This window comes from Exiguobacterium sp. s22, from assembly GCF_018617455.1.
Lineage (GTDB): Bacteria > Bacillota > Bacilli > Exiguobacteriales > Exiguobacteriaceae > Exiguobacterium.
On sequence record NZ_JACSKD010000003.1, the window covers coordinates 272,224 to 298,134 of the forward strand.

At 47.9% G+C, this 25,911-nt stretch carries 26 protein-coding genes; 3 read left to right on the forward strand and 23 right to left on the reverse strand.

The window, feature by feature from the left end:
- Nucleotides 1-12: 12 nt before the first annotated feature.
- The 14 genes from KNO94_RS07825 to KNO94_RS07890 all read right to left on the reverse strand — a co-directional run bounded on the left by KNO94_RS07825 (nt 13) and on the right by KNO94_RS07890 (nt 13,915).
- Nucleotides 13-837: a two-component system regulatory protein YycI gene (locus tag KNO94_RS07825; RefSeq protein ID WP_214778714.1), complete on the reverse strand. Its 825-nt coding sequence runs from the start codon at nt 835-837 to the stop codon at nt 13-15.
- Nucleotides 824-2,206, reverse strand: coding sequence for a two-component system activity regulator YycH (gene yycH, locus KNO94_RS07830; RefSeq protein WP_214742443.1), 1,383 nt, complete (start codon nt 2,204-2,206; stop codon nt 824-826). The genes KNO94_RS07825 and yycH overlap by 14 nt, the downstream gene beginning before the upstream one ends.
- The gene (gene walK / locus KNO94_RS07835; protein WP_214778716.1) at nt 2,206-4,047 is read right to left on the reverse strand and encodes a cell wall metabolism sensor histidine kinase WalK; all 1,842 of its coding nucleotides are present in this window, start codon (nt 4,045-4,047) and stop codon (nt 2,206-2,208) included. Before walK ends, yycH begins: the two co-directional genes overlap by 1 nt.
- Before the next feature lie 3 nt (nt 4,048-4,050).
- Nucleotides 4,051-4,761, reverse strand: a complete 711-nt coding sequence (gene yycF, locus KNO94_RS07840) for a response regulator YycF (protein ID WP_214742441.1) — start codon at nt 4,759-4,761, stop codon at nt 4,051-4,053.
- A gap of 120 nt (nt 4,762-4,881) precedes the next feature.
- Nucleotides 4,882-6,171 (reverse strand): adenylosuccinate synthase, encoded by a 1,290-nt coding sequence (locus KNO94_RS07845; protein WP_214778717.1) that lies wholly within the window; start codon nt 6,169-6,171, stop codon nt 4,882-4,884.
- A 157-nt stretch (nt 6,172-6,328) separates the two neighbouring features.
- Nucleotides 6,329-7,681, reverse strand: a complete 1,353-nt coding sequence (gene dnaB / locus KNO94_RS07850) for a replicative DNA helicase (RefSeq protein ID WP_026824725.1) — start codon at nt 7,679-7,681, stop codon at nt 6,329-6,331.
- Nucleotides 7,682-7,698: 17 nt separating this feature from the next.
- The gene (gene rplI / locus KNO94_RS07855) at nt 7,699-8,142 is read right to left on the reverse strand and encodes a 50S ribosomal protein L9 (RefSeq protein WP_214742439.1); all 444 of its coding nucleotides are present in this window, start codon (nt 8,140-8,142) and stop codon (nt 7,699-7,701) included.
- Nucleotides 8,139-10,130: a DHH family phosphoesterase gene (locus tag KNO94_RS07860; protein WP_214778719.1), complete on the reverse strand. Its 1,992-nt coding sequence runs from the start codon at nt 10,128-10,130 to the stop codon at nt 8,139-8,141. Before KNO94_RS07860 ends, rplI begins: the two co-directional genes overlap by 4 nt.
- A gap of 151 nt (nt 10,131-10,281) precedes the next feature.
- Nucleotides 10,282-10,512 (reverse strand): 30S ribosomal protein S18, encoded by a 231-nt coding sequence (gene rpsR, locus KNO94_RS07865; protein ID WP_015880232.1) that lies wholly within the window; start codon nt 10,510-10,512, stop codon nt 10,282-10,284.
- A gap of 43 nt (nt 10,513-10,555) precedes the next feature.
- Nucleotides 10,556-11,071, reverse strand: a complete 516-nt coding sequence (ssb, locus tag KNO94_RS07870) for a single-stranded DNA-binding protein (protein ID WP_214742437.1) — start codon at nt 11,069-11,071, stop codon at nt 10,556-10,558.
- Nucleotides 11,072-11,108: 37 nt separating this feature from the next.
- Complete coding sequence (rpsF, locus tag KNO94_RS07875; protein WP_015880230.1) at nt 11,109-11,396, reverse strand: 30S ribosomal protein S6; 288 nt, start codon at nt 11,394-11,396, stop codon at nt 11,109-11,111.
- 130 nt (nt 11,397-11,526) lie between these two features.
- Entirely contained in the window at nt 11,527-12,627 is a 1,101-nt protein-coding gene (gene ychF / locus KNO94_RS07880; RefSeq protein ID WP_214742436.1) for a redox-regulated ATPase YchF, read from the reverse strand.
- Nucleotides 12,628-12,780: 153 nt separating this feature from the next.
- Nucleotides 12,781-12,984, reverse strand: a complete 204-nt coding sequence (locus tag KNO94_RS07885; protein WP_214742435.1) for a DUF951 domain-containing protein — start codon at nt 12,982-12,984, stop codon at nt 12,781-12,783.
- Complete coding sequence (locus KNO94_RS07890) at nt 12,974-13,915, reverse strand: mechanosensitive ion channel family protein (protein WP_214778721.1); 942 nt, start codon at nt 13,913-13,915, stop codon at nt 12,974-12,976. The genes KNO94_RS07885 and KNO94_RS07890 overlap by 11 nt, the downstream gene beginning before the upstream one ends.
- A gap of 169 nt (nt 13,916-14,084) precedes the next feature.
- Between KNO94_RS07890 and yyaC the strand changes: the two genes are divergently transcribed.
- Nucleotides 14,085-14,711 (forward strand): spore protease YyaC, encoded by a 627-nt coding sequence (yyaC, locus tag KNO94_RS07895; protein ID WP_214742433.1) that lies wholly within the window; start codon nt 14,085-14,087, stop codon nt 14,709-14,711.
- Here the strand turns inward: yyaC and KNO94_RS07900 are convergent.
- The 5 genes from KNO94_RS07900 to mnmE form a co-directional block, all read right to left on the reverse strand.
- Nucleotides 14,684-15,466, reverse strand: coding sequence for a ParB/RepB/Spo0J family partition protein (locus tag KNO94_RS07900; protein ID WP_214742432.1), 783 nt, complete (start codon nt 15,464-15,466; stop codon nt 14,684-14,686). The genes yyaC and KNO94_RS07900 overlap by 28 nt on opposite strands.
- A gap of 36 nt (nt 15,467-15,502) precedes the next feature.
- The gene (noc, locus tag KNO94_RS07905) at nt 15,503-16,387 is read right to left on the reverse strand and encodes a nucleoid occlusion protein (RefSeq protein ID WP_214778723.1); all 885 of its coding nucleotides are present in this window, start codon (nt 16,385-16,387) and stop codon (nt 15,503-15,505) included.
- A 79-nt stretch (nt 16,388-16,466) separates the two neighbouring features.
- Nucleotides 16,467-17,183, reverse strand: coding sequence for a 16S rRNA (guanine(527)-N(7))-methyltransferase RsmG (rsmG, locus tag KNO94_RS07910; RefSeq protein WP_214778725.1), 717 nt, complete (start codon nt 17,181-17,183; stop codon nt 16,467-16,469).
- Between the two features lie 4 nt (nt 17,184-17,187).
- Entirely contained in the window at nt 17,188-19,074 is a 1,887-nt protein-coding gene (gene mnmG, locus KNO94_RS07915; RefSeq protein ID WP_214742429.1) for a tRNA uridine-5-carboxymethylaminomethyl(34) synthesis enzyme MnmG, read from the reverse strand.
- A gap of 16 nt (nt 19,075-19,090) precedes the next feature.
- On the reverse strand, nt 19,091-20,470 hold the full coding sequence (gene mnmE / locus KNO94_RS07920; protein WP_214778727.1) for a tRNA uridine-5-carboxymethylaminomethyl(34) synthesis GTPase MnmE: 1,380 nt from the start codon (nt 20,468-20,470) through the stop codon (nt 19,091-19,093).
- A 171-nt stretch (nt 20,471-20,641) separates the two neighbouring features.
- Between mnmE and KNO94_RS07925 the strand changes: the two genes are divergently transcribed.
- Nucleotides 20,642-21,397, forward strand: coding sequence for a nucleotidyltransferase domain-containing protein (locus KNO94_RS07925; protein ID WP_214778729.1), 756 nt, complete (start codon nt 20,642-20,644; stop codon nt 21,395-21,397).
- Between the two features lie 14 nt (nt 21,398-21,411).
- Here the strand turns inward: KNO94_RS07925 and KNO94_RS07930 are convergent, their stop codons facing one another.
- The 4 genes from KNO94_RS07930 to rpmH form a co-directional block, all read right to left on the reverse strand.
- On the reverse strand, nt 21,412-21,957 hold the full coding sequence (locus tag KNO94_RS07930) for an HdeD family acid-resistance protein (protein ID WP_214778731.1): 546 nt from the start codon (nt 21,955-21,957) through the stop codon (nt 21,412-21,414).
- A gap of 101 nt (nt 21,958-22,058) precedes the next feature.
- Nucleotides 22,059-22,919, reverse strand: coding sequence for a membrane protein insertase YidC (yidC, locus tag KNO94_RS07935; protein ID WP_214742425.1), 861 nt, complete (start codon nt 22,917-22,919; stop codon nt 22,059-22,061).
- A gap of 104 nt (nt 22,920-23,023) precedes the next feature.
- Nucleotides 23,024-23,368 (reverse strand): ribonuclease P protein component, encoded by a 345-nt coding sequence (gene rnpA / locus KNO94_RS07940; RefSeq protein WP_214742693.1) that lies wholly within the window; start codon nt 23,366-23,368, stop codon nt 23,024-23,026.
- Nucleotides 23,369-23,522: 154 nt separating this feature from the next.
- Nucleotides 23,523-23,657, reverse strand: a complete 135-nt coding sequence (gene rpmH / locus KNO94_RS07945; RefSeq protein WP_015880216.1) for a 50S ribosomal protein L34 — start codon at nt 23,655-23,657, stop codon at nt 23,523-23,525.
- Nucleotides 23,658-24,420: 763 nt separating this feature from the next.
- On the opposite strand from rpmH, the gene dnaA reads away from it, so the two are divergent.
- Complete coding sequence (gene dnaA, locus KNO94_RS07950) at nt 24,421-25,800, forward strand: chromosomal replication initiator protein DnaA (RefSeq protein ID WP_214742424.1); 1,380 nt, start codon at nt 24,421-24,423, stop codon at nt 25,798-25,800.
- Nucleotides 25,801-25,911: the final 111 nt, after the last annotated feature.

The following is a 25,911-nucleotide window of genomic DNA, read 5'->3' on the forward strand; positions in this document are numbered from 1 at the left end:
CGATCACTCCTTTCATTCTTTCGTTTCAAACTCGACACGTTCGACGGTTCCGTCGATGGCGTTGACAAAATACACGTGGTCATCAATCGCGATGGACCAAAGTGGTGGCATGATAATCAAACTGCCTGAGCTGTCGAGCGGTAAGCTATAAAACCCGGTGTTGATGGCCCGCATCTCTTGGTTCGGTTGGAAATACTTCCGGGACGCGAGTTGAGAGATGGCTTCGCTAGCCGTCAGCACGAGGTCGTCTTGTGTTTTCGACGAGAGATTTTTTAAATGACGCTGTTTATAATCCGTCACTTCAAACGCTTCGTTCAACTGAATGAGGATGAGGGACGGGCCGATATACATTTCCGTGTCCCCCTCGACCTCTGGAGTCGAGAAGATTTTGTTGTCCTCGAACGTTTGGACGAACGCGATTTGTCTCGTCGCTTCATCGTATCGCCAATACGCATACTCATTCCCGAATGGAACGTATTCTGCCACAAACGTTGAAGCAGTCGTCCGTAAATCTTTCGCATCGAGCGGGACCGGCTGTTTCAACTCGACTTCGAGCTGCATGTTGTCGAGCGTCGTCGCCAGTTGCGCATCCCGATTTTTGGTGATCATCGCAGCCGACATTTCTTCAGACGATCCCGTCAAATATCCGATATCCCGACCCATCCGTGGCAATTTTGCCGGATCGACATTCCTTTGGTCTAAAATCTGCGTAATGGAAGTGTTATCATTCGTCACGACCTCGGTCGCCCATGTTTCCGTCAACAATTGGAATAACAGATAGATGTTCAAGGCGAGGAAGGCGAAGATTAAAATCGTTTTCGCTTTACTCCAGTCCACGATACATCATCCTTTCTGTCCAACCGTCTTTTTGATTGAATGGCACCCAACGTCCTGCCTCACGTACGAACCAGTTCGGCGAGAACGTCACATAGCGGCTCGTGTCCTCGTTATATTCGATTTCATAACCGATTCGAATCTCGGTCACGTTCTCAAAACGTCCGGAATTGATAAGCGTACCGAGTACTTCATCCGCATCGGCCAACTGTGTCGTGCCGACCGTGATCAGACGATCAATCTCCAAGTGGTGACGCGTAATGGAACGGACTTGCGCGCCATCGTTTTCCACACGAAGTGTGGATAAGTCAATCGCATCATTGTTGATAAACGCTTCACGCTGACTAAAGACGGGGTATCCTTTCACGTGAAAACGGAATACGGTCGTTTCAAACCCTTTATTGGCTGGCGTGATGGCATCGAATCGAAGAGATAATCCTTGATTCTCAGATGCATCATCGACCCATCCCCCGTGGAAGTTTACAAATTCCACAATCGAATCCAATCCGAGTGCCGTATCGCGCTCGGTGCTGTTACGTGATAAGTTCCGATAGCGACTGGCGTTCAGCTTCGCATCATATTCTGCCACGCTGACACCGTTCGTCAATGCACCGACCGAGCTCGCCGGGTCGACTTCTTGGACGTTCGGGTCGCCTGGGAAGAACGTGTCTCGCATCCAATCGAGACGCGCATCGATTTGAATCGACGATACGTCGTATGCGAACAACTCATTCATCTCAGGTCCGACGACTGGGATGTAATTCACACGTTCATCGGTATATGTCACCCGTTTCATCGTCCGACTCGAATTTTTTAGGAAAAGACTGTTCACATCACCGTTTCCGACTTTCGTCAATTTCCCTTCCCAAATCGATTGGTCGCTCATGATGGCACGGATATTAAACGCATTCTCATCCATATAAATCAGAATTCGCTGTGGGATTTTCCCGGACAGGCTGTACGTCCCGGGAAGCATGTAGCTAAGCGTGTCCGCATAGTAAGCCTCCGGTAAAATCAGTTCGAGCCCTTCGTTGATATTCGAATAGAAGCTCGGAATGTTTTTTGCGGCGAGTGGTTTGAACTCGCTCGCTTCGAACGAGTCACGAATGACACGCATCAGTTGCTTCGGTGTATTTTTCGATGCAAAGACGGCATTGTTGTCATGCACAACCGCTTGAGTCGGGATGATGACCTGATTTGCCCGACGCTGTAGTGACTCGTCCACCGTCGTCAATTGCGTCTCCGATTGGACGGCCTGATAGGTAGGATGATAATCCCACAAGATGATGGTTTGAACAATCGACGTGACGATTAACGTGAGCAAAATGAACGACTTCCACAGTTCCGGCTTTGCAATCGTAAACCGCTTCATCAATCATTCACCTCCACAATCGTATCGAACGGAATCGTGAAGTAAATCGTTGTACCACGACCAAATTCACTCTCTGCCCAGATGTCGCCACCGTGAGCGGATACGACTTCCTTCGCAATCGATAGACCGAGTCCGGTTCCACCAATATTACGTGCCCGTGCCTTATCGACACGATAGAAGCGTTCGAAAATTTTCTTCAAGTTCGACTTCGGAATCCCGACCCCTTCATCCTTGATACCGATGACGAGGCGTTTCGCCCGAAGCATCGTCCGGAACGTGATTGTCCCACCTTCTGGGGAAAACTTGATGGCGTTCGTGATGATGTTATCGATGACCTGGGTCATCTTATCCTGATCGGCATGCACGTAGACGCGACGCTTCATCAGTTTACGACGGAATTGGATGGCGTCCCCTTTCGTCATCTCGTGACGGTCGATAATGTCGTTAAAGAACTGCACAAAGTCGAACTTCACTTTCTGCATCTTATATTCTTTACTGTCCATCTTCGAGAGTTGCAACAAGTCGTTGACGAGGCGAATCATCCGCTCCGTCTCGTTTTGTGTCGTCTCTAAGAAACGTGGCGCCAATTCCTCATCCTGATAAGCTCCTTCGGCGAGAACCTCCAAATAGCTTCGCATCGTCGTGAGTGGTGTGCGCAACTCGTGACTGACGTTCGCGACGAACTCACGGCGGTCTTGTTCGACCTGTTCTTGCTCCGTGACGTCGTGTAAGACGACGATGAGACCTGTGATCGGCCCACTATGTTTTTGAATCGGCGAGAAGTAGGCACGGACGAGGAACAACTCTTCATCCGTACTGAGGTCAATCAGCTTCGTCGGCATCGTCCCGTCTTCCGGAATGACGATTTCCTCTTCGAATGCGAGAAGACTTTGTAAGTTCATCCCCATCGCCTCTTCTTCATCGACTCCGATCATGTCGCGCGCCTGGTCATTCATCAAGATGACCCGTAGCGAGCGGTCAGTTGCGACCACTCCGTCCGACATGTTCTCAAGGACACTCGTCAAACGACGGCGCTCCGCCTCCGTCGTCGCGTTCGCCTCCATCAACTCGTCCGTCAATTCGTTGAATGCATATGCGAGTTGACCGACCTCGTCATCTGAATATACTTTAACTTTCCGCGAGAAATTCCCTTTCCGCATCTCGACGGCCTGTCGCCGCATATCGGCAATCGGTCGCGTAATCGTGCGTGACAAGAGAATTCCGAGGAACGAGGTGATGATGAGCGCAATCAACGTTCCCGTTGCGAGGATACGTGTCACTTGCTCCATCTGATTGTAGATGGACTTCATCGACGCCTCGATATAGATCATCCCGGTCGTCGTCCCGTCCACTTCCGACTTGATTGGAACGGCGACGACACGCATTCGGTCATTTGAGTCTTCATAGACAAGCGTTTCTTGTGCCCCACCTGTCGCGAATGACTTCTGAATGAACGTGCTCGCCGTCCGTTGTCCGACGAGACTTTGGTTGTTTTGGTTCGAGGTCGCCCGTACGACACTATTCGTGTCGATGATTTGGACTTCTCGAATGTCGTCAGCTAGCGTCGTGCTCTCTGTAAAATCAGACAGCAGTTGATCCATTAACTGGTTCAACTGCTGATCCGTAGTCGAGTCACTCCCGTTCGCGGCGATCCCCTCACTGACGTTATAGCTCAGTAGGTTCGCCCGGTCGACGAGTGACTGCGAGAAGTTGTTGATGTATTGCCGTTCCAAAGAACGCACAAAGTACACGCCGATGACTTGCATCGCAACGAGAATGAGCAGCGCATAGATGACGACGAGCTTCCACTGGATTGATTTAAAGAAGTTCGTCCGTTTCATCGTTTAATCTTCTTCTCCTGCCTTCAAATAATACCCGACGCCGCGACGTGTGATGATGTACGTCGGTGTCGATGGGTTATCCTCTACTTTTTCACGAAGGCGACGTACGGTGACATCCACGGTACGTACATCCCCGAAGTAATCATAGCCCCACACCGTCTGAAGCAAGTGTTCACGTGTCATCACTTGTCCGATGTTTTGCGCGAGGTAATGAATCAATTCGAACTCGCGATGCGTCAATTCGATTTTTTCATCCCGCTTCGTCACCATGTACGAGTCCGGATGAATCGTCAAGTCGCCGATCACGATATCGTTCGCGTTCGCCCCCTTCGACTCTTGTGCCGGTGCGGTCGCATGACGTCGCATGTTCGCTTTGACACGCGCCAACAATTCGCGTGAGCTGAACGGTTTCGTGACGTAGTCGTCCGCCCCAAGTTCTAGTCCGAGCACCTTGTCGATCTCGGAATCTTTCGCCGTCAACATAATGATTGGCATATCATACTTCTTTCGTACCTCGCGACATACTTCCATGCCATCCTTGAGCGGAAGCATGATGTCGAGCAAGATGAGATCGGGTTGAATCTCTTCTACTTTCACGAGCGCGTCTTCGCCGTCGTAGGCGACATGCACCTGGTATCCTTCTTTTTCAAGTTTAAACTTCAATATATCTGCGATTGGTTGTTCGTCATCTACCACTAAAATCGTACGATCCATTCAGTGAGTCCTCCTCTTATCATTAAACGTACATGCCTACATTGTAACTCTTTTTATACAGCTTAGAAAGCGTGGTCCATTTCCGCGGAAATGAAAAAGAGAGCCCGATGGCTCCCTTTCTTATGCTTCGTAAATATCACGCAAGATAACCGTCTGCTCACGAGCCGGTCCGACCGAGAACGTCAACAATTCGATTCCTGTCAATTCCTCGATGCGACGGACGTAACGTTTCGCGTTTTCTGGAAGGTCGTCGAAGTTACGGACGCCCGTAATGTCTTCTGTCCAACCAGGAAGTTCTTCATATACCGGTACACACTTCTCAAGGACGCGGAAGTTCGGCGGATATTCGTCGAGATGCTTTCCTTCATACTCATATGATGTACAAATCTTGAGCGTCTCAAGACCCGTCAATACATCGATTGAGTTGAGGCAAAGGTCTGTGATCCCGCTGACACGACGTGAGTGACGAACGACGACCGAGTCGAACCAGCCGACACGACGTGGACGACCTGTTGTCGTTCCGTATTCTTTCCCGACTTCACGGATTGTATGACCGATCTCGTCATCGAGTTGTGTTGGGAATGGACCGTCACCGACGCGTGATGTATATGCTTTACAGACACCGACCACGTGATGAATCTTCGATGGACCGATTCCGGCACCACTTGATACGCCACCTGACGCTGCGTTCGATGATGTGACGAACGGGTACGTTCCGTGGTCGATATCGAGAAGGACACCTTGCGCCCCTTCAAAGAGAACTTTTTTCTCTTCATCGAGTGAATCGTTCAAGACGACCGATGTATCACACACGTATTTCGCAAACTGTTGGCCATACGCGTAGTACTCTTCGAAAATGTCATCAAATTCGACTGGGTCGACCTCATACATTTTCACGAACATGCGGTTTTTTAGTTCAAGCACGGTCTTTAACTTCTCTGCGAAGACTTCTTTGTCGAGAAGGTCGGCGATGCGAATCCCGATGCGTGCCGCTTTGTCCATATAGGCTGGACCGATCCCTTTCAGAGTCGTCCCGACTTTCGCGTCACCTTTCGCCTCTTCCTCAAGACGGTCTTGAAGCTGGTGATACGGCAAGATGATATGGGCACGGTTCGAAATCCGAAGGTTATCCGTGCTCACACCGCGTTCGTGTAAGTAAGCGAGTTCTGTCACGAGTGATTTCGGGTTGACGACCATCCCGTTCCCGATGACACACGTTTTATCCGAGTAGAAGATCCCAGACGGAATGAGGTGAAGTTTATATTTCGTATCATTGAAGACGATCGTGTGACCAGCGTTGTCTCCCCCTTGATAACGCGCGACGACTTCGGCTTGTTTCGATAAGAAATCGGTGATTTTCCCTTTCCCTTCATCGCCCCACTGCGTTCCCACTACGACTACTGATGACATAATGAATCCTCCTTATTAATCAACGTTCTGTTCAAACCATCCGTAAGTGTACACTTGAAAAGCAAGAAAGTCAATCGAATACCGAACGTTTTATATAAGATGTAACTATTCGTTCGTTATTTTACCTATACCTATATAAAAAAAGACACCACCGACGTTACATCGGTGGTGCGAAGGCTTGCGTCTCCATATTGACGAACTTGTTATACTCTTTCCGGAAGGAAAGTTTGACCGTACCGGTCGGACCGTTACGTTGTTTCGCAATGATGATTTCAATCGTGTTGGCGTCCTCACTCTCTTTATCGTAATAGTCATCACGATAGAGGAAGGCGACGATATCGGCATCTTGCTCAATGGCTCCCGATTCACGGATATCCGACATCATCGGTCGCTTGTCTTGACGACTCTCGACTCCACGAGAGAGCTGCGACAAGGCGATGACAGGTACTTGTAGTTCCCGCGCAATCGCTTTGAGTGTACGTGAGATCTCTGATACTTCCTGTTGCCGGTTCTCGCCTGGTTTTCCGTTCCCGACGATGAGCTGCAAGTAGTCAATCATGATCATCCCGAGACCATATTCCTGTTTCAAGCGACGACACTTCGCCCGAATCTCATTGACCCGAAGACCCGGCGTATCGTCGATATAGATGCCCGCTTGCGAGAGCGACGACATCGCGAGGGAAAGACGACCCCAGTCCTCTGCTTCTAGGCGACCCGTCCGTAAGCGCTGGGCATCGATGTTTCCTTCCGCACACAACATACGCATGACGAGTTGCTCGGCCCCCATCTCCAAACTGAAGATGGCGACGTTCTCGCCTGTACGGACCGCAACGTTTTGCGAGATGTTCAAGGCGAATGCGGTCTTCCCGACAGATGGACGGGCGGCCACGATAATTAAATCGTTTCGTTGGAAACCGGCCGTCATCTTATCCAAATCCGTGAATCCGGTCGCAATCCCGGTGATTTCACCGCTCGATTGATGCAGTTTTTCAATCGTCGAGTATGCATCGGATAGGACGGAACCGATCGGGTGGAAACTCGATTGCCCTTTTCGTTGCGATACTTTTAAAATGTTTCGTTCGGCATCAGACAAAACGGAATCGACCTCGTCTTGACGCTCATACCCATCCGAGACAATGTTTGTTGCCGTTCGAATCAATCGGCGAAGTGCCGCTTTTTGATCGACGACGTTCAAGTAATAACCGATGTTCCCGATGGCCGGGACGGATTCCGCGACCTCTGCCAAATAGTTGAGGCCGCCAATCTCGTCTAAAATCCCTTGCGCCTGCAATTCAGAGCTAAGCGTGACCAAGTCGACCAGTTCACCCCGGTCATTGATTTTTAACATCGCTTCAAAGATGCGCTGGTGGCTGACACGATAAAAGTCGTCCGGGTCGACCCGTTCCGAGGCCGTAATCAATCGATCCGAATCGAGGATGATTGCCCCTAAGACGGCTTGCTCCGCTTCCACACTATGCGGTGGTGTATTGACTTGAATCGCATCACTCATCCGTCTCTACCTCACCTTCAAGCTTCTTGTACATGTACGTTCAACGTCGCGACGACGTCATGGTGCAACTTCACAGGTACTTTTGTGAAACCGAGCGCCTTGATTGGGTGCTCGAGTTCAATTTTACGCTTATCGATTTTGTAGCCCATTGTTTTAAGGGCATCCGCGATTTGTTTGCTTGTGACCGAACCGAACACGCGACCACCTTCACCGGCTTTTGTCGTGACGGCGATCGTCTCTTTTTCAAGTTTTGCTTTCAGTTGTTGCGCTTCTTTCAACTCTTCTTCTGCAGCCTCTTCGGCACGACGTTCTTTCGCCGCGAACGCTTTTAGGTTTCCAGGTGTCGCTTCAACCGCCAAGTTTTTCTTGAACAAGACGTTTTTCGCGTAAGCGTCTGCCACGTTCTTCACTTCTCCAGCTTTCCCTTGACCTTTTACATCTACTTTCAAAATGACTTTCATTCTGATTCCTCTCCTTCAGTTTCATCTGTTACGTAATGATCGATTGCCTCTTTCAGCATGGCATTCGCTTGTTCACGACTCACTTCAAGTTGTGTGGCCGCATTCGTCAAATGACCACCACCATCGAGCATTTCCATGATGACCTGGACATTGACATCACCGAGCGACCTTGCGCTGATTCCCGTGCGTCCGTCCGGTAAGATCGCGATGACGAACGACGCTTTGACGCCTTCCATATTCAGCAACTGGTCCGCGGACTGCGCAATCAGCACTTGGTGATGTGCCTCGTCGTCAGAAGCGACGGCAATCGCCATACCATCCGCATAAATTTCAGTGTTTCTTAAAATCTGCGACTGCTCGATATAAGCATCGAGGTCCTGACGCATAAAGTGTTGTACGAGAACCGTATCAGCACCTTGAATTCGTAAGAACGATGCCGCATCAAACGTACGAGAGCCCGTACGGAGTGTGAAGCCTTTCGTATCGACCATGATTCCAGCTAAGAGTGACGTAGCCTCTAAAATCGACAGTTTACGGCTCCCTGCTTGATATTCGATTAACTCCGTCACGAGTTCACTCGTCGACGAAGCATACGGTTCCATATACACGAGAACCGGGTCTTCAATGAACTCTTCGCCGCGACGGTGATGGTCAATCACGACGACGCGTTCTGACCGATACAAAATATCTTTCGAAATGACGAGTGACGGGCGGTGTGTATCGACAATGACAAGAAGTGTCTGTTCGTCGATGAGCGGTTGCGCCTCGTACTCGGTCAAAAATTGACTGTATAGCGAGTCATCGTTCTCCACTTCCTGAACGAGTCGCTGAATACCGACACTTGTCTCACCGGACGGGACGACGACGTATGCTTCACGTCCCACAAACTCGGCCAATTTCATAATCCCGATGGAAGCCCCGAGCGAATCCATATCTGGATTTTTATGTCCCATGACAAGGACACGGCTCGATTCCCGAATCAGATCGCGCATCGAGTTTGAGATGACACGCGCTCGGACACGCGTCCGTTTCTCCGTCGGGTTTGTCTTCCCTCCAAAGAAGCGAACTTTTCCGTTATGGCGTTTGACGACGGCCTGGTCACCACCACGGCCGAGACCTAAATCAAGACTCGACTGCGATAGATTGCCTAACTCCGTCAACGTCGTCTCCCCGCATCCGATACCGATGGATAGCGTCAATGGAATTCTTTGTTCCTTCGTCGCGTCACGTACTTCATCTAAAATCGAGAAGCGATTGTTTTCAAGTTCCGACAACGTCCGCTCATTCATGACGAGGAAGAAGCGGTCCGCCGCTGTACGACGCATATAGATGTGATGTCGCTGTGCCCATTGGTTGAGAAGCACCGTCACACGACGATTGACCTCGCTTCGGACTTGTTCATCCACTGCAGTCGACATCTCATCGTAGTTATCCAGATACAAAATACCGATGACTGTCTGCGTTTGAGCATATTTTTGCTCCATCTCTGCTTCTTCAGTCATGTCAAATAAATATAATGTTTGATGTGCTTGATTATAAAAGACACGATAGACGCGGTCGCCCACTTCAATCGTAGCCTCATCCTCTTCCTCTTCAATCAGTTCATCGAATGCGGAATGAAGGGCGTCAAGTGGTACACCAATCGCCATCTCAAGTTCAAAAATCAATCGCGATTGTTCGTTATACCAACTGATGCGTCGATCTTGGTCAAAGACTAAAATTCCGATCGGCATCGTCGTCAACGCTTCTTTTCCGACCTCTTCGATTTGATGAGAGAGTGAGAGGACATACTGTTCCCAATTTTTACGCTCCCGTCGCAACGTTACTTGCTGATAGATGAAAAAAATCAGCGTGCCCATAAACAGGGTGATTGCCGCCACGATGCTATAGAACGCCAATCCTAACGAAACAAGGAATCCAATCACATAGGGAACCATGTGTCGCGCGTATTGGTTCTTCACGGATGTTATTGCTTCACCACTGTGCATGTATGCCTCCTAAAATGAGTAATGTTCACCCATGGAATCGTAAAGGTTTCTGCTCTATCATACCATATCCGTCGGTTTCACTTACACACTTACAAACAAGATGAAATACAAAAAAACGACTTATCCAAAAGGATAAGCCGTTCGTCAAACCTTACTCTGCAACGTATGGGAGCAAAGCCATTTGACGTGAACGCTTGATAGCGACAGTAAGTGGACGTTGGTATTTCGCTGAAGTACCAGTCACACGACGTGGAAGAATTTTACCACGCTCCGAAACGAAGCGTTTGAGCAATTCTACGTCTTTATAATCGATATGAGTGATGTTGTTCGACGTAAAGAAACATACTTTACGACGACGACGACCTCCTGGACGACGTGCCATGTGAAGACCTCCTTTATAAGTTAGTTTTTATTGTCCGTGATGATTAGAATGGCAAATCATCATCTGACAAGTCGATTTTGCCGCCACCCGAGAACGGATCTGCGTCAAAACCTTTATTTGAAGACTGGTTTGAGGACTGAGATGAAGTCGAAGCGGCTCCTGCGCCCCATCCTGATCCACTTGATTCACCACCACCGAAGACATCTCCAGACGGTGCTTGCTCACGTTGCCCTGAGGCTCCGCGTGGTTCGAGGAAGCGTACGCTATCGGCAACTACTTCTGCCCGGTAACGACGTTGGCCATCTTGTCCTTCGTAACTACTGATTTGAAGGCGACCGTCAACGCCGGCCATGCTGCCCTTTTTCAAGTATTGTGCTACGTTCTCTGCTTGTTTGCGCCAAACGACACAATCAATAAAGTCCGTCTCGCGCTTCCCATCTTGTCCAGCGAATGGACGATCGCAAGCGAGAGTAAGGCGTGTTACGGCGATTCCGCTCTGCGTATAACGCATTTCGGGATCGCGAGTCAATCGACCAACTAACACAACTCGGTTAATCATCTCCAAGCTCCCCTTTCACGATACGAAACGTTAAGGATTAACGCTCGTCTTTTGTTGTCATTTGACGGACAACGTCGTCAGAGATCTTCATGAGACGCTCTGTTTCTAAGATCGCTTTAGGTTCAGCAACGATGTTAAGAAGAACGTAGTGTCCTTCGCGCATCTTGTTGATTTCATAAGCGAAACGACGTTTACCCATGTCTGTTGTTTTTTCAACAGTACCACCGTTTTCAGTGATGACGTTGTTGAAGCGCTCGATTAAAGCTTTCTTCGCTTCCTCATCAACTGATGGACGGATAATGTAAAGAAGTTCGTATTTACGCATTATCTTTCACCTCCTCTTGGACTAACGGCCCCTACCGGTTGTAGGAGCAAGGAGCAAACAATTGTTTTACTCACGTCATAATATACTATCAAACTTCCCTGACTTTTACAACACGTTTCCGTAAATCAACTTATACGTTGAAGCGGAATGTGACAACGTCGCCATCTTGGAAGACGTATTCTTTTCCTTCTGAACGAAGTTTTCCTTGTTCTTTCACGGTCGTCATGTTGCCTGCTGCCGAAAGGTCCTCATAAGATACGACTTCAGCACGGATGAACCCACGCTCGAAATCAGAGTGGATGACACCGGCACATTGTGGTGCTTTCATCCCTTGTTTGAACGTCCATGCGCGTACCTCTTTCTCACCCGCTGTGAAATATGTCGCGAGACCGAGTGTCGAATACGCTGCACGAATCAATTGATCAAGTCCTGACTCTTCGATGCCGAGGTCTTGTAAGAATTCGAGACGCTCTTCCGGCTCAAGCTCAGCGATTTCTTCTTCGATGCGTGCACAGATGACGATCACTTGCGCTCCTTCTGTTGCCGCATGGTCACGTACCGCTTGGACGTGTTCGTTCGCATCCGCGTCTGCTACTTCTTCTTCACTGACGTTTGCCACGTACAACATCGGCTTCATCGTCAATAGTTGGAAGTGCTTCACGATTGCCAATTGGTCTTCCGTGAGCTCTGCAACACGGGCAGGACGCTCTTCTTCTAAGACGGCTTGTACGATTTCAAGTGCCTCAAGTTCTTGTGCAGCACCTTTATCTTTTGATTTGACCATTTTTTGAACACGCGTGATGCGTTTTTCAACCAACTCGAGGTCGGCTAAAATCAATTCGAGGTTAATCGTCGTGATGTCATCAATCGGTGAGACGCGACCCGCAACGTGCGTGATGTTCTCGTCTTCAAAACAACGGACGACTTGGCAAATCGCATCCACTTCGCGAATGTTCGCCAAGAACTTGTTTCCGAGTCCTTCACCTTTTGATGCACCTTTTACGATACCGGCGATATCTGTAAACTCGAATGCTGTTGGCACTGTCTTTTTCGGTTTGACGAGTTCCGTCAATCGATCTAGACGTGCGTCTGGTACTTCTACGACGCCGACGTTCGGGTCGATTGTCGCGAACGGATAGTTGGCCGCTTCGACTCCTGCTTGTGTAATCGCATTAAACAATGTCGATTTCCCGACGTTTGGCAATCCGACAATTCCTGCTGTTAATCCCACTAGTATTTCCTCCTCATCCGGTGTTTCCCGGGAAATGTTAAGCCGTCTGTGGAGTGGGTACATTTAGTACACCACACCGTCACATCCTTCACAATTATAGTTAGTCCACGATTAAACCGCAACTCACGTTCATAACCTAAAGAAAAACGCCGCTTATTCGGCGGCGTTCCCTTGTTCAAGCACTTTCTTAAATCGCTTATCAAAGTCACGGCGTTGCATGAGCACGCTGGCTCCGCAGCCTTGACACTTGATGCGAATATCCATCCCTACACGTGTGATTTGCCAGCGGTTCGTCTTGCAGGCATGTGGTTTTTTCATTTCCACAATATCATTCAACGCATATGATTTACTGTGCATTTTCTGCTTCTCCTCCTTTAGGAGTCGGGGATGGTGGCAACATGACCGTCCGTGGGTACGGAATTTCAATGCCACGTTGGTCGAATCCTGCTTTCAATTCTTTGTGCAGAATGCGTCCGGCAGCAAAGTGTTGCGTCGGTGGGACTTCTGCCATCAAACGATAGACGACTTCTGAAGCTCCGAGTGACTGTACACCAGCAAGGGTAATCGGTTCGATGAAGAGGTCGTGATACTTCGCTTCGACTTCTTTCGCAATCTCTTTGATTGCCGTCTCGACGTGTTCCATATCCTCTTCATATGCGACACCGACATCGACGACCGCTACACTGTTTTCAAGTGAGTAGTTCGTCACTTGCATGATTTGTCCGTTCGGAATGATTGAAATCTGTCCGTTCAGTCCTTTAAGTTTCGTCGTCCGAATTCCAACTTCGATGACGACCCCTTCGACTTGCTGATTCAAACTGACGTAATCCCCATTTTTATACTGATTTTCAAAGATGATGAACGCACCTGTAATGACGTCCTTCACTAAACTTTGTGCACCGAAGGAGATGGCAAGACCTGCTACCCCGGCCGATGCGATTAAACCGGCGATATTTACACCGAATTGTCCAAGAACCGTCAAAACCATAATCAACCCGATCACATAACGGATTGTGTTTTGTGCCAGTTTTAATAACGTTTCATTCTGTCGCTGGGCGACGATATCATGTTCTTTTATTTTACGGAGCGTAAACACGCGCTCAACCATGGTCGTCAAAATGCGTGTCGCGATATATAAACCAATGATGATGAGCGCCACACCGGCGAGCTTGATCCCTAAACCAATCCACATATCGGTATCTTTAAAGTACTCGACGAATTGGTTTACACTATCCATCGTTTCATCCGCAACCGTGCTTAAATCTTTTTCTGTATTTTGCGAAGCCATCTTTTCACCTCAAAAGTCGTAGATTCTAAATCATCAAAACATATTTCACGACTTTTCTCAAACGCTGCATTCGGAAGTTAGAAATTTTCCACTTTTGGGAAAGGGTTAATACGAGATCAATCCCCCACTGCAACTAGGAATAGGCAGCTTAGAAGAGAGGATGAGATTCATGCCGTTTCGCTTAAAACCTCATAAACCATACTCTTTCTTCATTGAACACACTGAGCGGAGTGGATCCAGATTGCTTGCGGACCAGCTTCATGAGCAGTTGGTCAATGAAACACATCGCCCCATCGTCCTTGTTTGCATCGGTTCGGACCGCTCGACTGGTGACTCACTCGGTCCCCTCGTCGGGACATTTTTAGAAGAACGTCACATTCGGAATCTACATGTATATGGCACGCTAACCAAACCGGTTCACGCGCTCAATTTGGTCGAAACACTCCATGAGATTCAAACACGTTTCCATCAACCACTCATCATCGCCATCGATGCTTGCCTCGGACGTTTATCGAGCGTCGGGTACGTCTTCTTCTCTGAAGGACCACTTGCTCCGGGTGCGGGTGTTCAAAAAGAACTTCCGGCAGTCGGTGCTTACAACATTAAAGCCGTCGTGAACGTGAGCGGATTCATGGAAATGATGATTCTACAGAATACGCGACTCCATCTCGTGTACGAACTCGCTCGTTTCATCACCGATGGATTTGTTGATTTTGATGCACGAATTGGGCGCCTTCATCACGAAGAGACCGCCATCACTCGACTTCGTCAGTCACGGAACGAATCAAAATCCTGAGGAGAAAGTAACGTCAACAATTGTTCCAAATCATCTTGGGAAAAATACTTGAGCTCTAACACGCCACCTTTTCGGCGTGGACGAATCGACACATCCATTTGAAGACGCTCTGCGAGCACCGCTTCGACCGCTTCGATATCGGCGTTCGATTGCTTCAGCGTCTTTTTTTCTGTGCGCTCTTTTTGTAAATATCGCTCGAGGCGACGAACCGTCCAATGCTCGGCAATGACTCGTTTCGCAATCTGTTCCATCGCTTGTTCTGATTTCATGCCGGTGATGGCACGCGCATGGCCCATCGTCAAATCTCCGACCATGACCGCATGTTGGACGGCACTCGGCAACCGAAGCAGGCGTAGGCTGTTTGTCACGTGACTCCGGCTCTTTCCGACACGATCGGCCAACTGTTGTTGGGTCAGACCTAACGTCTGCATCAACTGTTCATAGGCAACGGCCTCTTCAATGGCGTTCAAGTCCGCCCGCTGAATGTTTTCAATCAATGCCAACTCCATGACGCGATCGGAGTCCGCTGTGACGACGAGTGCAGGAATGTCTTCTTTCCCCGCGAGCTTCGCTGCTTGAAAACGTCGTTCCCCGGCAATGATTTCATAATACCCCGTCGCTTTTCGAACGACGATTGGTTGCAACACACCATATCGCTCGATGGATTGACGCAACTCTTCTAGTTTTTCCACCTCAAATTGTTTCCGGGGCTGATTCGGGTTTGGGCGAATGAATTTTAAGGCTAATCGTTCCATCTACAAACCTCCTTCATCGTATGAAAAAGCACGGACTCATTTTTGAGGCCGCGCTTTCGGGATGCGAATTCGAATTTCAACAAATTCCTCTTCGTCTACTTCTTCAGTTTGGACATCAATCCCTGTTTTCCCAATCAAATCGATTGAGTCACGAATCGTGTTGATGGCGATTCGTGTATCGCGCGCAAAACTTTTCGTTCGACGACGTTGCTTTTTCGGCTTTCGCTTCTCTTCTTCAATTGGTGTTGTTAAAAAGGCGACGCGTTCTTCCGTCTCTTTGACGTTGAAGTCCTGTTCCAACACTTCTGCGAGTACTTGGAGTTGCAATCCTTCTTCCTTTAGCGGTAACAACGCACGGGCATGCCGTTCATTGATCCGCCGATCACGAAGCGACTGCTTCACATCTTCTGGTAATTTTAACAAGCGTAATTTATTCGCAATCGTCGACTGACTTTTCCCCAGACTTTTCGCGAGGGCATCTTGCGTCAATCCGTTCAAGGCGAGTAAACGATCGTATGCTTCCGCCTCTTCGATTGGACTTAACTGTTCACGTTGCAAGTTTTCGATCAAGGCGAGCGCGGCTGTTGTATCATCGTCCATATCACGAACGATTGCTGGAATCGCTGACCAACCAAGTGATTTTACTGCTCGGAAACGTCGTTCGCCAGCAATGATTTCATAGCAGTCCCCATCTGCCTTTCGAACCACGATTGGTTGAAGCAGTCCATGTTCCGAAATCGTCGTTGCCAGTTCTTCAATTTTTGCCGGTTCGAACACTTTACGCGGTTGGTAACGGTTTGGACGCAACCGTGACAACGCGAGTTCCTGTACCGTATCATCCGCTCGAACTTCCGCAATCTGCGTCACGGCAACTTCGTCTTTTCGATTCACACCGAACAATTTCGCAAATCTATTCTTCAACGTCGGGCACCCCTTTATGTAAAAAAATAAGCAGACTCCACCACTGGAATCTGCTTTTGTTTCACGTGAAACGACATCATCAGATAAGTGGCTCTTTCGCCGGTGTTCCCGCTTTACGCGGATATTTCCCGGGCGTTTTTCGTAGTTTATCTACAACTACGATATTACGCTCACTCATCTCTCCTGGCAATAGGAACTGGTGTGTCGCTTTTTCTTTCCCACCTAGAACGGCTAAGGCGTTTTTCGCATCTGCCATCTCATCAGACACCTTCGCTGCTTTCAGCGCAACGAAGTTCCCGCCCACTTTCGCGAGTGGTAAACAGTACTCCGCCAAAACGGTCATGCGTGCCACTGCACGTGCTGTGACGACGTCAAATTGCTCACGGAACTTTTTATTTTTTCCAAACTCTTCGGCACGACCATGATGGAACGCGACACCTTCGAGTCCGAGGGCAAGTGCCAACTCGTTCAAGAAGGTGATGCGTTTGTTTAACGAATCGATGATTGTGACGTGTAAGTGTGGGAATAAAATTTTAAGCGGAAGACTCGGGAATCCTGCCCCTGCTCCGACATCACATACCGTTTCGACTTCCGTGAAGTCAAAGTGAAACGCCGCGCTGAGTGAATCATAGAAGTGCTTCAAATACACTTCCTCTCGGTCTGTGATCGCCGTTAAGTTCATTTTCTCGTTCCATTCGACGAGCATTTCGAAGTAACGCTTGAACTGAGCGAGTTGTGTCTCGTTCAGCTCAAACCCTTCCGCTCGTAACGCTTCAATAAATTGAGATTCGTTCATCGTTTCACTCCACCGTCGCATATTGTCCTTGTTCGATATAGACGAGCAAAATTGACACGTCTGCCGGGTTTACGCCCGAAATACGGGACGCTTGTCCGATCGAAAGTGGACGAACTTGTTTTAGTTTTTGTTTCGCTTCTGTCGCGAGACCACCGATCGCATCGTAATCCAAGTTCTCTGGGATTCGTTTTTCTTCCATGCGACGCATCTTCTCGACTTGTTCAAGTTGTTTTGAAATATAGCCTTCATACTTCACTTGAATCTCGACTTGTTCTTTCACTTCAAACGACAATTCTTCCGTTGACGGAACGACTGTCATGAGCGCTTCATAGGATACTTCCGGACGTTTCAACAAGATGTTGGCATGTGTCGCTTCTTTGAGCGGATGTGCACCGACCGATTCGAGCATCGCATTGACTTCAGGTGTCGGTTTTACAACCAATGAGGCGAGGCGTTTCACTTCTGTTTCAATCGCTACACGCTTCTCGTTGAGGTGAGCGTGACGATCTTCTGAGAGCAAGCCAATCTCATATCCGATATCGCTGAGTCGCAAATCTGCGTTATCATGACGCAACAAGAGACGGTATTCGGCACGCGACGTGAGAAGACGATACGGTTCGTTCGTTCCTTTTGTCACGAGGTCATCGATCAAGACGCCAATGTAGGCTTGTGACCGATCCAAGATGACCGGATCTTTTCCGAGTACTTTGCACGCGGCATTGATTCCCGCCATGATCCCTTGGCCTGCAGCTTCTTCGTATCCGCTCGTCCCATTGATTTGACCTGCCGTGAAGAGGCCTGGGACCGCTTTTGTTTCAAGTGTAGGCCAAAGTTGTGTCGGTACGACCGCATCATACTCAATCGCATAACCTGGACGCATCATCTCTGAGTTTTCAAGACCTGGAATCGTTCGAAGCATCTGATGTTGAACATCCTCTGGCATACTCGTCGAGAAACCTTGAACGTATACTTCTTCTGTGTCGCGACCTTCTGGCTCTAAGAAGATTTGGTGACGTGGTTTGTCATTGAAACGGACGACTTTATCTTCAATCGATGGACAGTAACGTGGTCCTGTTCCTTTGATGGCACCCGAGTACATCGGTGAACGGTGTAAGTTCTCATCAATCAATTGATGCGTACGTTCACTCGTATACGTGAGCCAGCACGGGATTTGTTCAATCGGATTCAAGTCCGTCGACGTGTACGAGAAGAATGATGGATTCTCGTCTCCCGGCTGAATCTCCGTCTTCGAGTAATCGATCGTTTTCCCATCGATTCGTGGCGGTGTTCCTGTTTTAAATCGAACTAGGTCGAGACCGAGCTCTTCTAAATGCTTCGATAGCTCGACCGATGGCATTTGGTTGTTTGGACCACTTTCATATGCCAATTCACCAATGATGATTTGACCGCGCATGAACGTTCCCGTCGTGACGATGACCGCTTTCGCGCGATATTCTGAACCTGTGTTCGTTACCACGCCACGTACTTCTCCGTCTTCAATCAACAAGCGTTCGACTAGCGCCTGACGAAGCAGTAGATTCGGTTCGTCCTCTAGCACTTTCTTCATATGATTTTGGTATTGGAATTTGTCCGCCTGTGCTCGCAATGCACGCACCGCCGGGCCTTTCGATGTATTGAGCATCTTCATTTGGATGTATGTCGCGTCAATCGCACGACCCATCTCGCCACCGAGTGCATCGATTTCACGTACGACGATTCCTTTCGCCGGTCCCCCGATTGACGGGTTACAGTACATGAATCCGACCATGTCCGGGTTCATTGTGAGCATCGCTGTTTTCGCGCCCATTCGCGCCGATGCGAGTGCCGCTTCAATTCCTGCATGCCCAGCGCCAATGACGATTACGTCAAACTCGCCTGCTGTATAAGCCATTATTGGTTCCTCCTTATTATTTCCCAAGACAAAACTGTGAAAAGAGCTGATCAATCAAGCTCTCTTGTACGGTATCTCCATTGATTTCACCAAGCGTATCCCACGCTCGACGTAAATCGATTTGGACCATATCAATCGGCATATTCATGACGGCACTATCGAGCGCCTCATCAATTTGACCAATCGTTCGTTTGATTAACTGAATGTGTCGAGCATTTGAGATATATGTCATATCCTGCGACTCGACACCTTTTGCGAAGAAGAGATTTGAGATCGCCGCCTCAAGGGCATCGATTCCCTCATCTAATAAGAGCGATGTCGCCACAATCGGACGTCCTGCCGCTAGTTTCTCTAGCTTAGAAGAATCCATGTTTTGTGGCAAGTCCGTCTTATTGATGATGATGATCGCGTTCATATCTTTGACCGCTTCGAACAATGCCTCATCCTCCATTGTTAATCCTTCATGTCCGTTTAAGACGAGAAGGACCAAATCTGCCGCTTCTAAAGCCTTTCTCGACTTTTCCACACCGATTCGTTCCACGATATCTTCCGTTTCGCGAATCCCTGCCGTATCGATCAGTTTGAGCGGGACACCTTTCACGTTGACGTATTCTTCAATCGTGTCACGTGTCGTTCCGGCGATTTCCGTGACAATCGCTTTCGTCTCTTGAACGAGCGTATTCATTAATGAGGATTTCCCAACGTTCGGTCGCCCGATAATCGCTGTGGCCAAACCCTCACGCAAGATTTTCCCTTGTCGTGCCGTTTCGAGTAACTGTTCGAGGACACGTTTGACTTCGCCAGCTTTCTCTTCGACGATGGCCTGGGTCATCTCTTCCGCGTCATATTCAGGATAGTCGATATTGACCTCGACTGCCGCAATCGTCTCGAGCAATTGTTGACGTAACTCGCGAACAAGTCGTGACAAGCGTCCTTCCATTTGGGACATCGCGACGTTCATCGCTCGATCCGTCTTCGCCCGAATGAGATCCATGACCGCTTCCGCTTGCGATAAATCGATACGTCCGTTCAAAAAGGCGCGTTTTGTAAACTCGCCCGGTTCTGCAAGACGGATGTCGGGTTGGTCGAGAATGAGCTCAAGGACACGATTGACCGCTACGACGCCCCCGTGACAATTGATTTCGACGACGTCTTCTCGTGTGAACGTCTTTGGCGCTCGCATAATACTGACCATGACCTCGTCTACTACCTCGCCCGTATCCGGACGTGTTAATGTTCCATAATGAATGGTATGTGAATCGACTTTAGTTAAGTCTTTTCCAGTAAACACATTGCTCACTGTTTCGACCGCCAAATCGCCTGATAACCGAACGATCCCGATGGCACCTTCTCCCATCGGTGTCGAAATCGCTGTAATCGTGTCAAACTCTAGCATCTTTCTCCCTCCAAACCTAAACATCTTCTTCTATCATATGCATAACGAACCTACTATACACGATATTCGACTTGAACGAAAGAGTTGGCCCATCGATCAAGTTATTGCCATTCGACTCATCGTTTTCGTACAATAAAGGAATATATTTACATAGGAGAGAGGGCAATCTATATGAACCAGCAAGACGCAATCCAAATCATCACCGAGCGATTAAAGCACGAAGAAGCGGTTCAAGCGATTTTTATGAAGGGCTCATTCGGTCGGGGAGAAGCCGACGAACATTCCGATATCGACCTCTATGTCATGGTGCACCCCGATGAAGAGACCTCCTTTCTATCCAGACGCGTCGAATATTTAACCGCCTATCGTCCGATTCTGTTAAAAGACGAGATTCACATCGTCGCGCCACAACTCATCGCCGTCTTTGATGATTTCCTTCACCTCGACCTGTTCACGGTTACGGAAAATACGTTGAATCATCAAGACTCGATTCATGTGCTTTACGATCCGGAACAGCGGCTGGCTCGTCATGCCACTTCCCTACAATTAGACGAAGCGACAACCAGTGATCATGCATTCGATGACGTTTGGTTCTTTTTCCAATATACAAAATCACGGAATCGAGGCAATTCGATTTGGGCGACCGAAATGCTCCGACAAGGAATGTTCCATTTTGCGTATGTGTTAGCCGCTCACCATACACCGGACCGGGCATCCCTCGGTTTAAAGGATGTGGCGCAGCGACAAGTCATCGACTTATATGATTTTTACGATCAATTGACACCCGCCTCGCATGAAAAAGCCGCCCATATCTATATGGAGCGACTCAAGAAAGAACAATCTTTTTTCGCGTCACTACCCGGGTACAACGTATTCGGACCGTTCATGGAGCAGTTGATTCAACGAGAAAAAAGCCGTCCTTTATGACAGGACGGCTTGTGTTAATATCGGGCTTGCCGTTTCGTCGAGCGAATCGCGAAGTAGAGGAACAGCTCAAGTACTGCAATCGCGATGAGGATTCCACCGAACAGTTGGAATAAGACGAGCAGGCTACTGAATGGATTCGTCAACATGAGAATGCCGACCCCGATCCACAATAGACTTCCAATCAAAAACCAAAGCCATCGTCCCGCCATCGATTGACGGTACCCGAGCGCCTGAATCAGGCGGATGATCCCACCGAATAAGAACAGGGCCCCGATTAAGATGGGTAAGAGACTTGCCAACGTTTCAGCGAAGAAGAAAACGACTGCCGCTAAGATCAAATAAATGACCCCCATAAAGAACCCGGGTGGCAACCCTCCCTGCCGCCGTCGCATCCCTTGAATAATCATCCAAATCCCCATGATGGCCAAATAACCGGCAATGACATACACCATGACATCAAAGAAAAATCGAGGGTATAGCAGAATAAGAACACCGAGTACAAAGTAAATTACCGCTTGCCATATCGTCGAACGCTCCAGGCGATGAATGAATGCCTCCATTTTTCCACACCTCCGTATACTCGTTTCTATCTTTATTCCCTTCTCGTCAGGAGACAATCCCACAAAAAAAGCTGAGTGTCAGGAGACACTCAGCTTCATGATTATTTACGTTTTTTCTTTTTGTTTTTCTTCTCTTCTTCGGCAAGCGCTGCACGCTCTGCTTCTTTCGCAGCGATTTTCGCTTCAGCCGCAACTTTCATCTTCTCACGCATTGGGAGCATGATTGCCATCGTAACGATGATCGAGATGATATAACCGACTACCCAGTACAATGAGAGGGCAGCTGGAAGGTTGATCGACATGATGAAAATCATGACTGGGAAGATATAGAGCATCATCTTCAATTGTGGGTTCTGTTCTTGACCCGCCATCGAGATTTTTTGTTGTGCGAATGTCAAAATTGCCGCTAAGATCGGTAAGACAAATGTCGGATCCGGAGCACCGAGGTCGAACCATAAGAAGTTTGCTTCGAAAATCTCAGGTGTACGACGAATCGCATCATAGAATGCGAAGAGAATCGGCATCTGAATCAAGATTGGCAAGCAACCAGCGAGCGGGTTGATTTGGTACTCTTGATAAAGTTTCATCATCTCTTCCTGGAGTTTACGTTGTGTTTCTTGGTCTTTTGAGCTGTACTTCTCACGAAGCTTCAGCATTTCTGGTTGCAAGACCTGCATCGCACCCATACTCTTCGTCTGCTTGATCATGAGCGGAAGAATCAACAAACGAACAATGATTGTCGCGATGATGATTGAGATCCCGTATTGCCATGGACCACCCACTAAGTAAGCAACTTCCTTCAAGAGCCACGCGAGCGGCCATACAAAGTACTTCGCCCAGAAACCTTCTGTGTCAGCCGTGATTGGTTCGGACTGAATGGTAGACGGATCCACACAGCCTGCCATTAACATAATGACCGCGGTCATGGCAGCGAGTAATCCTAATTTTAGCTTTTTGCTCATAGTTCCTCCTACGCTTTCTTTATCAATTCTTTTTAACGCACACGTCTATCGGGCAATCTTATAAGACTCTGTTTATATGAGAGAACAAATTCAGATTGTCATGGTCACCGGCCTTGCTTTTTCCAGACCTTGGCTCGTTTGAATACGTGTTTCAAGCTCTCGGTCACTTCCGACTGCGTCAATGCGGTCGCAGGCTTCCGAGCAATGATCACATAATCATTCGGCGCAACATTCGGTTCGAGCAAGCGAAGCGACTCACGCATCAATCGTTTCATGCGGTTCCGTTCCACAGCATTTCCAAGCTTTTTGCTGACAGAAAGACCCACTCTGAAATGTGCTTGATCCGCTTTGAGCGTGTAGACGACAAACTGACGATTGGCCACGGAGCGTCCTTCGCGAAACACCGCTTGGAACTCTTCATTCTTTTGCAGGCGGTATTCTTTTTTCAAAATTCTCACTCCATCCTTCGCTTCAAAAATCGTCAACTAACATCATATCATATCCGCATCATTTGAACGAGCGAGAATCGATGAAATGCTACGTTTCTGTGACAAACGAAAAAATTGCCCGAGGAAAGGATCCCCGGGCAATCTTCATTTAAAATTATACAGTCAAGGCTTTACGGCCTTTACGACGACGAGCAGCAAGAATGTTGCGACCGTTTTTAGTCGCCATGCGTGCACGGAATCCGTGAACTTTCTTACGCTTACGGTTGTTAGGGTTGAAAGTTGGTTTCATGGTTACAGCACCTCCTCAAGATTAACGCTCTATTAGCAAGTTATAGTTTCATTTAAGGCAGTCTTTAAGATTATATAAATCGATTCAACAATTGTCAATGTATTTTCGGATGGTTTTCGAATTCACGCAATGAGGCACTGAGAAAGCATTCATCCACATGGATTCGATCGTATTCAAAGACGAGTAGGGGGAAGAATTCATACACAACCTTTACGTATTTTATAAACGGTCTTTATAAATAGCCACGTTGAGCCATTTTATCCACAAATTCTCGAAGTTATCCACATTTATATGTGAATAACTCCTCTTTTTTCATATTCGCATTCTTTATTTTTTCATTTTCTTCTTTTACAAAAACAATCTTTTATTTCACTTCTCCCTCTTTTGTGTATAACTTTTTCACCTCACATTCTACAACGGTTGCCTTATCCACAACATATCCACAGGTTATCCACAAAACACACAGCATGTGGATAAGTAGGTGTGGATACTTTTCTTTATCTGTGGATAAATACTGAAAAGCATTGCCACGTCTATTTTATTTTGCTAAACTGAATGTGCACAAACTTGTGGATGAACAATTCGTGATTCCAAGATATACACAGGCTGTGGATAAGTGTTATCCCCATAATGAACACCATGTGGATAACTTTATCCACAGTTTTTGTTCTCTGGGGATAACCCTAGTTTCTACTATAGAATAGTGTATGTGTATATCGTGTGAATAAGTTTTACCTAACATGTGAGTAAAGGAGGTCTTTCATTGAAGAATGCTCGCGAGATTTGGAGAAATGTCTTATCGGTAATCGAGGAAGAAGAACGAACTCCAAAAGCCAGTTTTGACATGTGGTTGAAATCAACCGAGGGGATATCGTTGATGGGAACGACGCTCGTTGTGTCGGCACCAGCCAGTTTTATCGTTACGTGGTTAGAGCGACAGTATCTCTCTCTGTTACAAGATACGGTTGAAGAGATCACAAACAACAAGCTTGAAATTCATTTCATCGAAGAATCTCAAGCACACAAGTATGCTCCAGCAGATGGATCATCACACGAGTCCATCGCCGTGACGGAAACAAAAGAACAACCTGTGATATTACCTTCAAAAGAGGAAGGGGATCTTGGTCAACTGAATGACAAATACATTTTCGAGACGTTTGTCATCGGATCGGGGAACCGATTTGCCCACGCCGCATCACTTGCTGTCGCTGAAGCGCCGGCACGTGCGTATAACCCGCTCTTCATTTATGGAGGCGTTGGACTCGGTAAGACGCATTTGATGCATGCGATTGGTCACTATGTAAAAGGTCAAAAACCAGGGGCCCGTATTGCTTATGTCTCTTCTGAGAAGTTCACGAATGAATTCATCAATTCGATTCGAGATAATAAGACCGGTGAGTTCCGGAACCGTTATCGAAACATCGATGTGTTATTGATTGATGATATTCAGTTTTTAGCAGGGAAAGAACAAACCCAGGAAGAGTTTTTCCACACATTCAATGCGTTACACAACGATCAGAAACAAATCGTGATTTCAAGTGATCGACCACCAAAAGAAATCCCGACGCTAGAAGATCGACTTCGTTCACGCTTCGAGTGGGGCTTAATCACAGATATCACGCCACCTGACCTCGAGACACGGATTGCGATTCTCCGTAAAAAAGCGACGGCAGAAGGACTTGATATCTCGAATGAAGTCATGCTTTATATCGCAAATCAAATCGATACGAACATTCGGGAGCTAGAAGGGGCGCTGACACGAGTCGTTGCTTACGCAAAGCTCGTCGGACGACCAATCGACCCAGACGTGGCAGCCGAAGCGCTTCATAATATCATGCCGGTCCAGGAAGCGAAGAAAATTGTGATTCGCGACATTCAAGAAGTAGTCGGCCAACACTTTAACATTCAAGTAGAAGAATTGAACTCGAAAAAGCGAACGAAGACGTTGGCATTCCCACGTCAAATCGCGATGTATCTATCTCGGGAGATGACGGAGAGCTCCTTGCCAAAAATCGGGGAAGAGTTCGGAGGACGGGATCATACGACTGTCATTCATGCACATGAAAAGATCAGCACTCTTTTAAAGAACGATGTGGAAATGCAGGAGACGATTCAGACGTTGAAAAAGGCACTTTCTAGCTAACGAAGAATTCTCTGTGGATATCCTGTGGATAAACCACCTTAGTTATCCACAAGTTATTCACAGGCGAAATGGCTTAATACGTAGGCTTAAGGGGACTTATCCCCAGTATCC

Coding starts and splice junctions, on each gene's coding strand:
- yycH (WP_214742443.1), bottom strand. CDS start 2,206: ATGAAGCGGTTTACGATTGCAAAGCCGGAACTGTGGAAGTCGTTCATT.
- KNO94_RS07925 (WP_214778729.1), top strand. CDS start 20,642: ATGAACCAGCAAGACGCAATCCAAATCATCACCGAGCGATTAAAGCAC.
- rpsR (WP_015880232.1), bottom strand. CDS start 10,512: ATGGCACGTCGTCCAGGAGGTCGTCGTCGTCGTAAAGTATGTTTCTTT.
- rpsF (WP_015880230.1), bottom strand. CDS start 11,396: ATGCGTAAATACGAACTTCTTTACATTATCCGTCCATCAGTTGATGAG.
- KNO94_RS07860 (WP_214778719.1), bottom strand. CDS start 10,130: ATGCACAGTGGTGAAGCAATAACATCCGTGAAGAACCAATACGCGCGA.
- KNO94_RS07890 (WP_214778721.1), bottom strand. CDS start 13,915: ATGGCTTCGCAAAATACAGAAAAAGATTTAAGCACGGTTGCGGATGAA.
- mnmG (WP_214742429.1), bottom strand. CDS start 19,074: ATGGCTTATACAGCAGGCGAGTTTGACGTAATCGTCATTGGCGCTGGG.
- walK (WP_214778716.1), bottom strand. CDS start 4,047: ATGAAACGGACGAACTTCTTTAAATCAATCCAGTGGAAGCTCGTCGTC.
- KNO94_RS07900 (WP_214742432.1), bottom strand. CDS start 15,466: ATGGAACGATTAGCCTTAAAATTCATTCGCCCAAACCCGAATCAGCCC.
- yidC (WP_214742425.1), bottom strand. CDS start 22,919: ATGAGCAAAAAGCTAAAATTAGGATTACTCGCTGCCATGACCGCGGTC.
- yyaC (WP_214742433.1), top strand. CDS start 14,085: ATGCCGTTTCGCTTAAAACCTCATAAACCATACTCTTTCTTCATTGAA.
- dnaB (WP_026824725.1), bottom strand. CDS start 7,681: ATGAGTGATGCGATTCAAGTCAATACACCACCGCATAGTGTGGAAGCG.
- mnmE (WP_214778727.1), bottom strand. CDS start 20,470: ATGCTAGAGTTTGACACGATTACAGCGATTTCGACACCGATGGGAGAA.
- KNO94_RS07885 (WP_214742435.1), bottom strand. CDS start 12,984: ATGCACAGTAAATCATATGCGTTGAATGATATTGTGGAAATGAAAAAA.
- rpmH (WP_015880216.1), bottom strand. CDS start 23,657: ATGAAACCAACTTTCAACCCTAACAACCGTAAGCGTAAGAAAGTTCAC.
- rsmG (WP_214778725.1), bottom strand. CDS start 17,183: ATGAACGAATCTCAATTTATTGAAGCGTTACGAGCGGAAGGGTTTGAG.
- KNO94_RS07930 (WP_214778731.1), bottom strand. CDS start 21,957: ATGGAGGCATTCATTCATCGCCTGGAGCGTTCGACGATATGGCAAGCG.
- yycF (WP_214742441.1), bottom strand. CDS start 4,761: ATGGATCGTACGATTTTAGTGGTAGATGACGAACAACCAATCGCAGAT.
- rplI (WP_214742439.1), bottom strand. CDS start 8,142: ATGAAAGTCATTTTGAAAGTAGATGTAAAAGGTCAAGGGAAAGCTGGA.
- ssb (WP_214742437.1), bottom strand. CDS start 11,071: ATGATTAACCGAGTTGTGTTAGTTGGTCGATTGACTCGCGATCCCGAA.
- KNO94_RS07845 (WP_214778717.1), bottom strand. CDS start 6,171: ATGTCATCAGTAGTCGTAGTGGGAACGCAGTGGGGCGATGAAGGGAAA.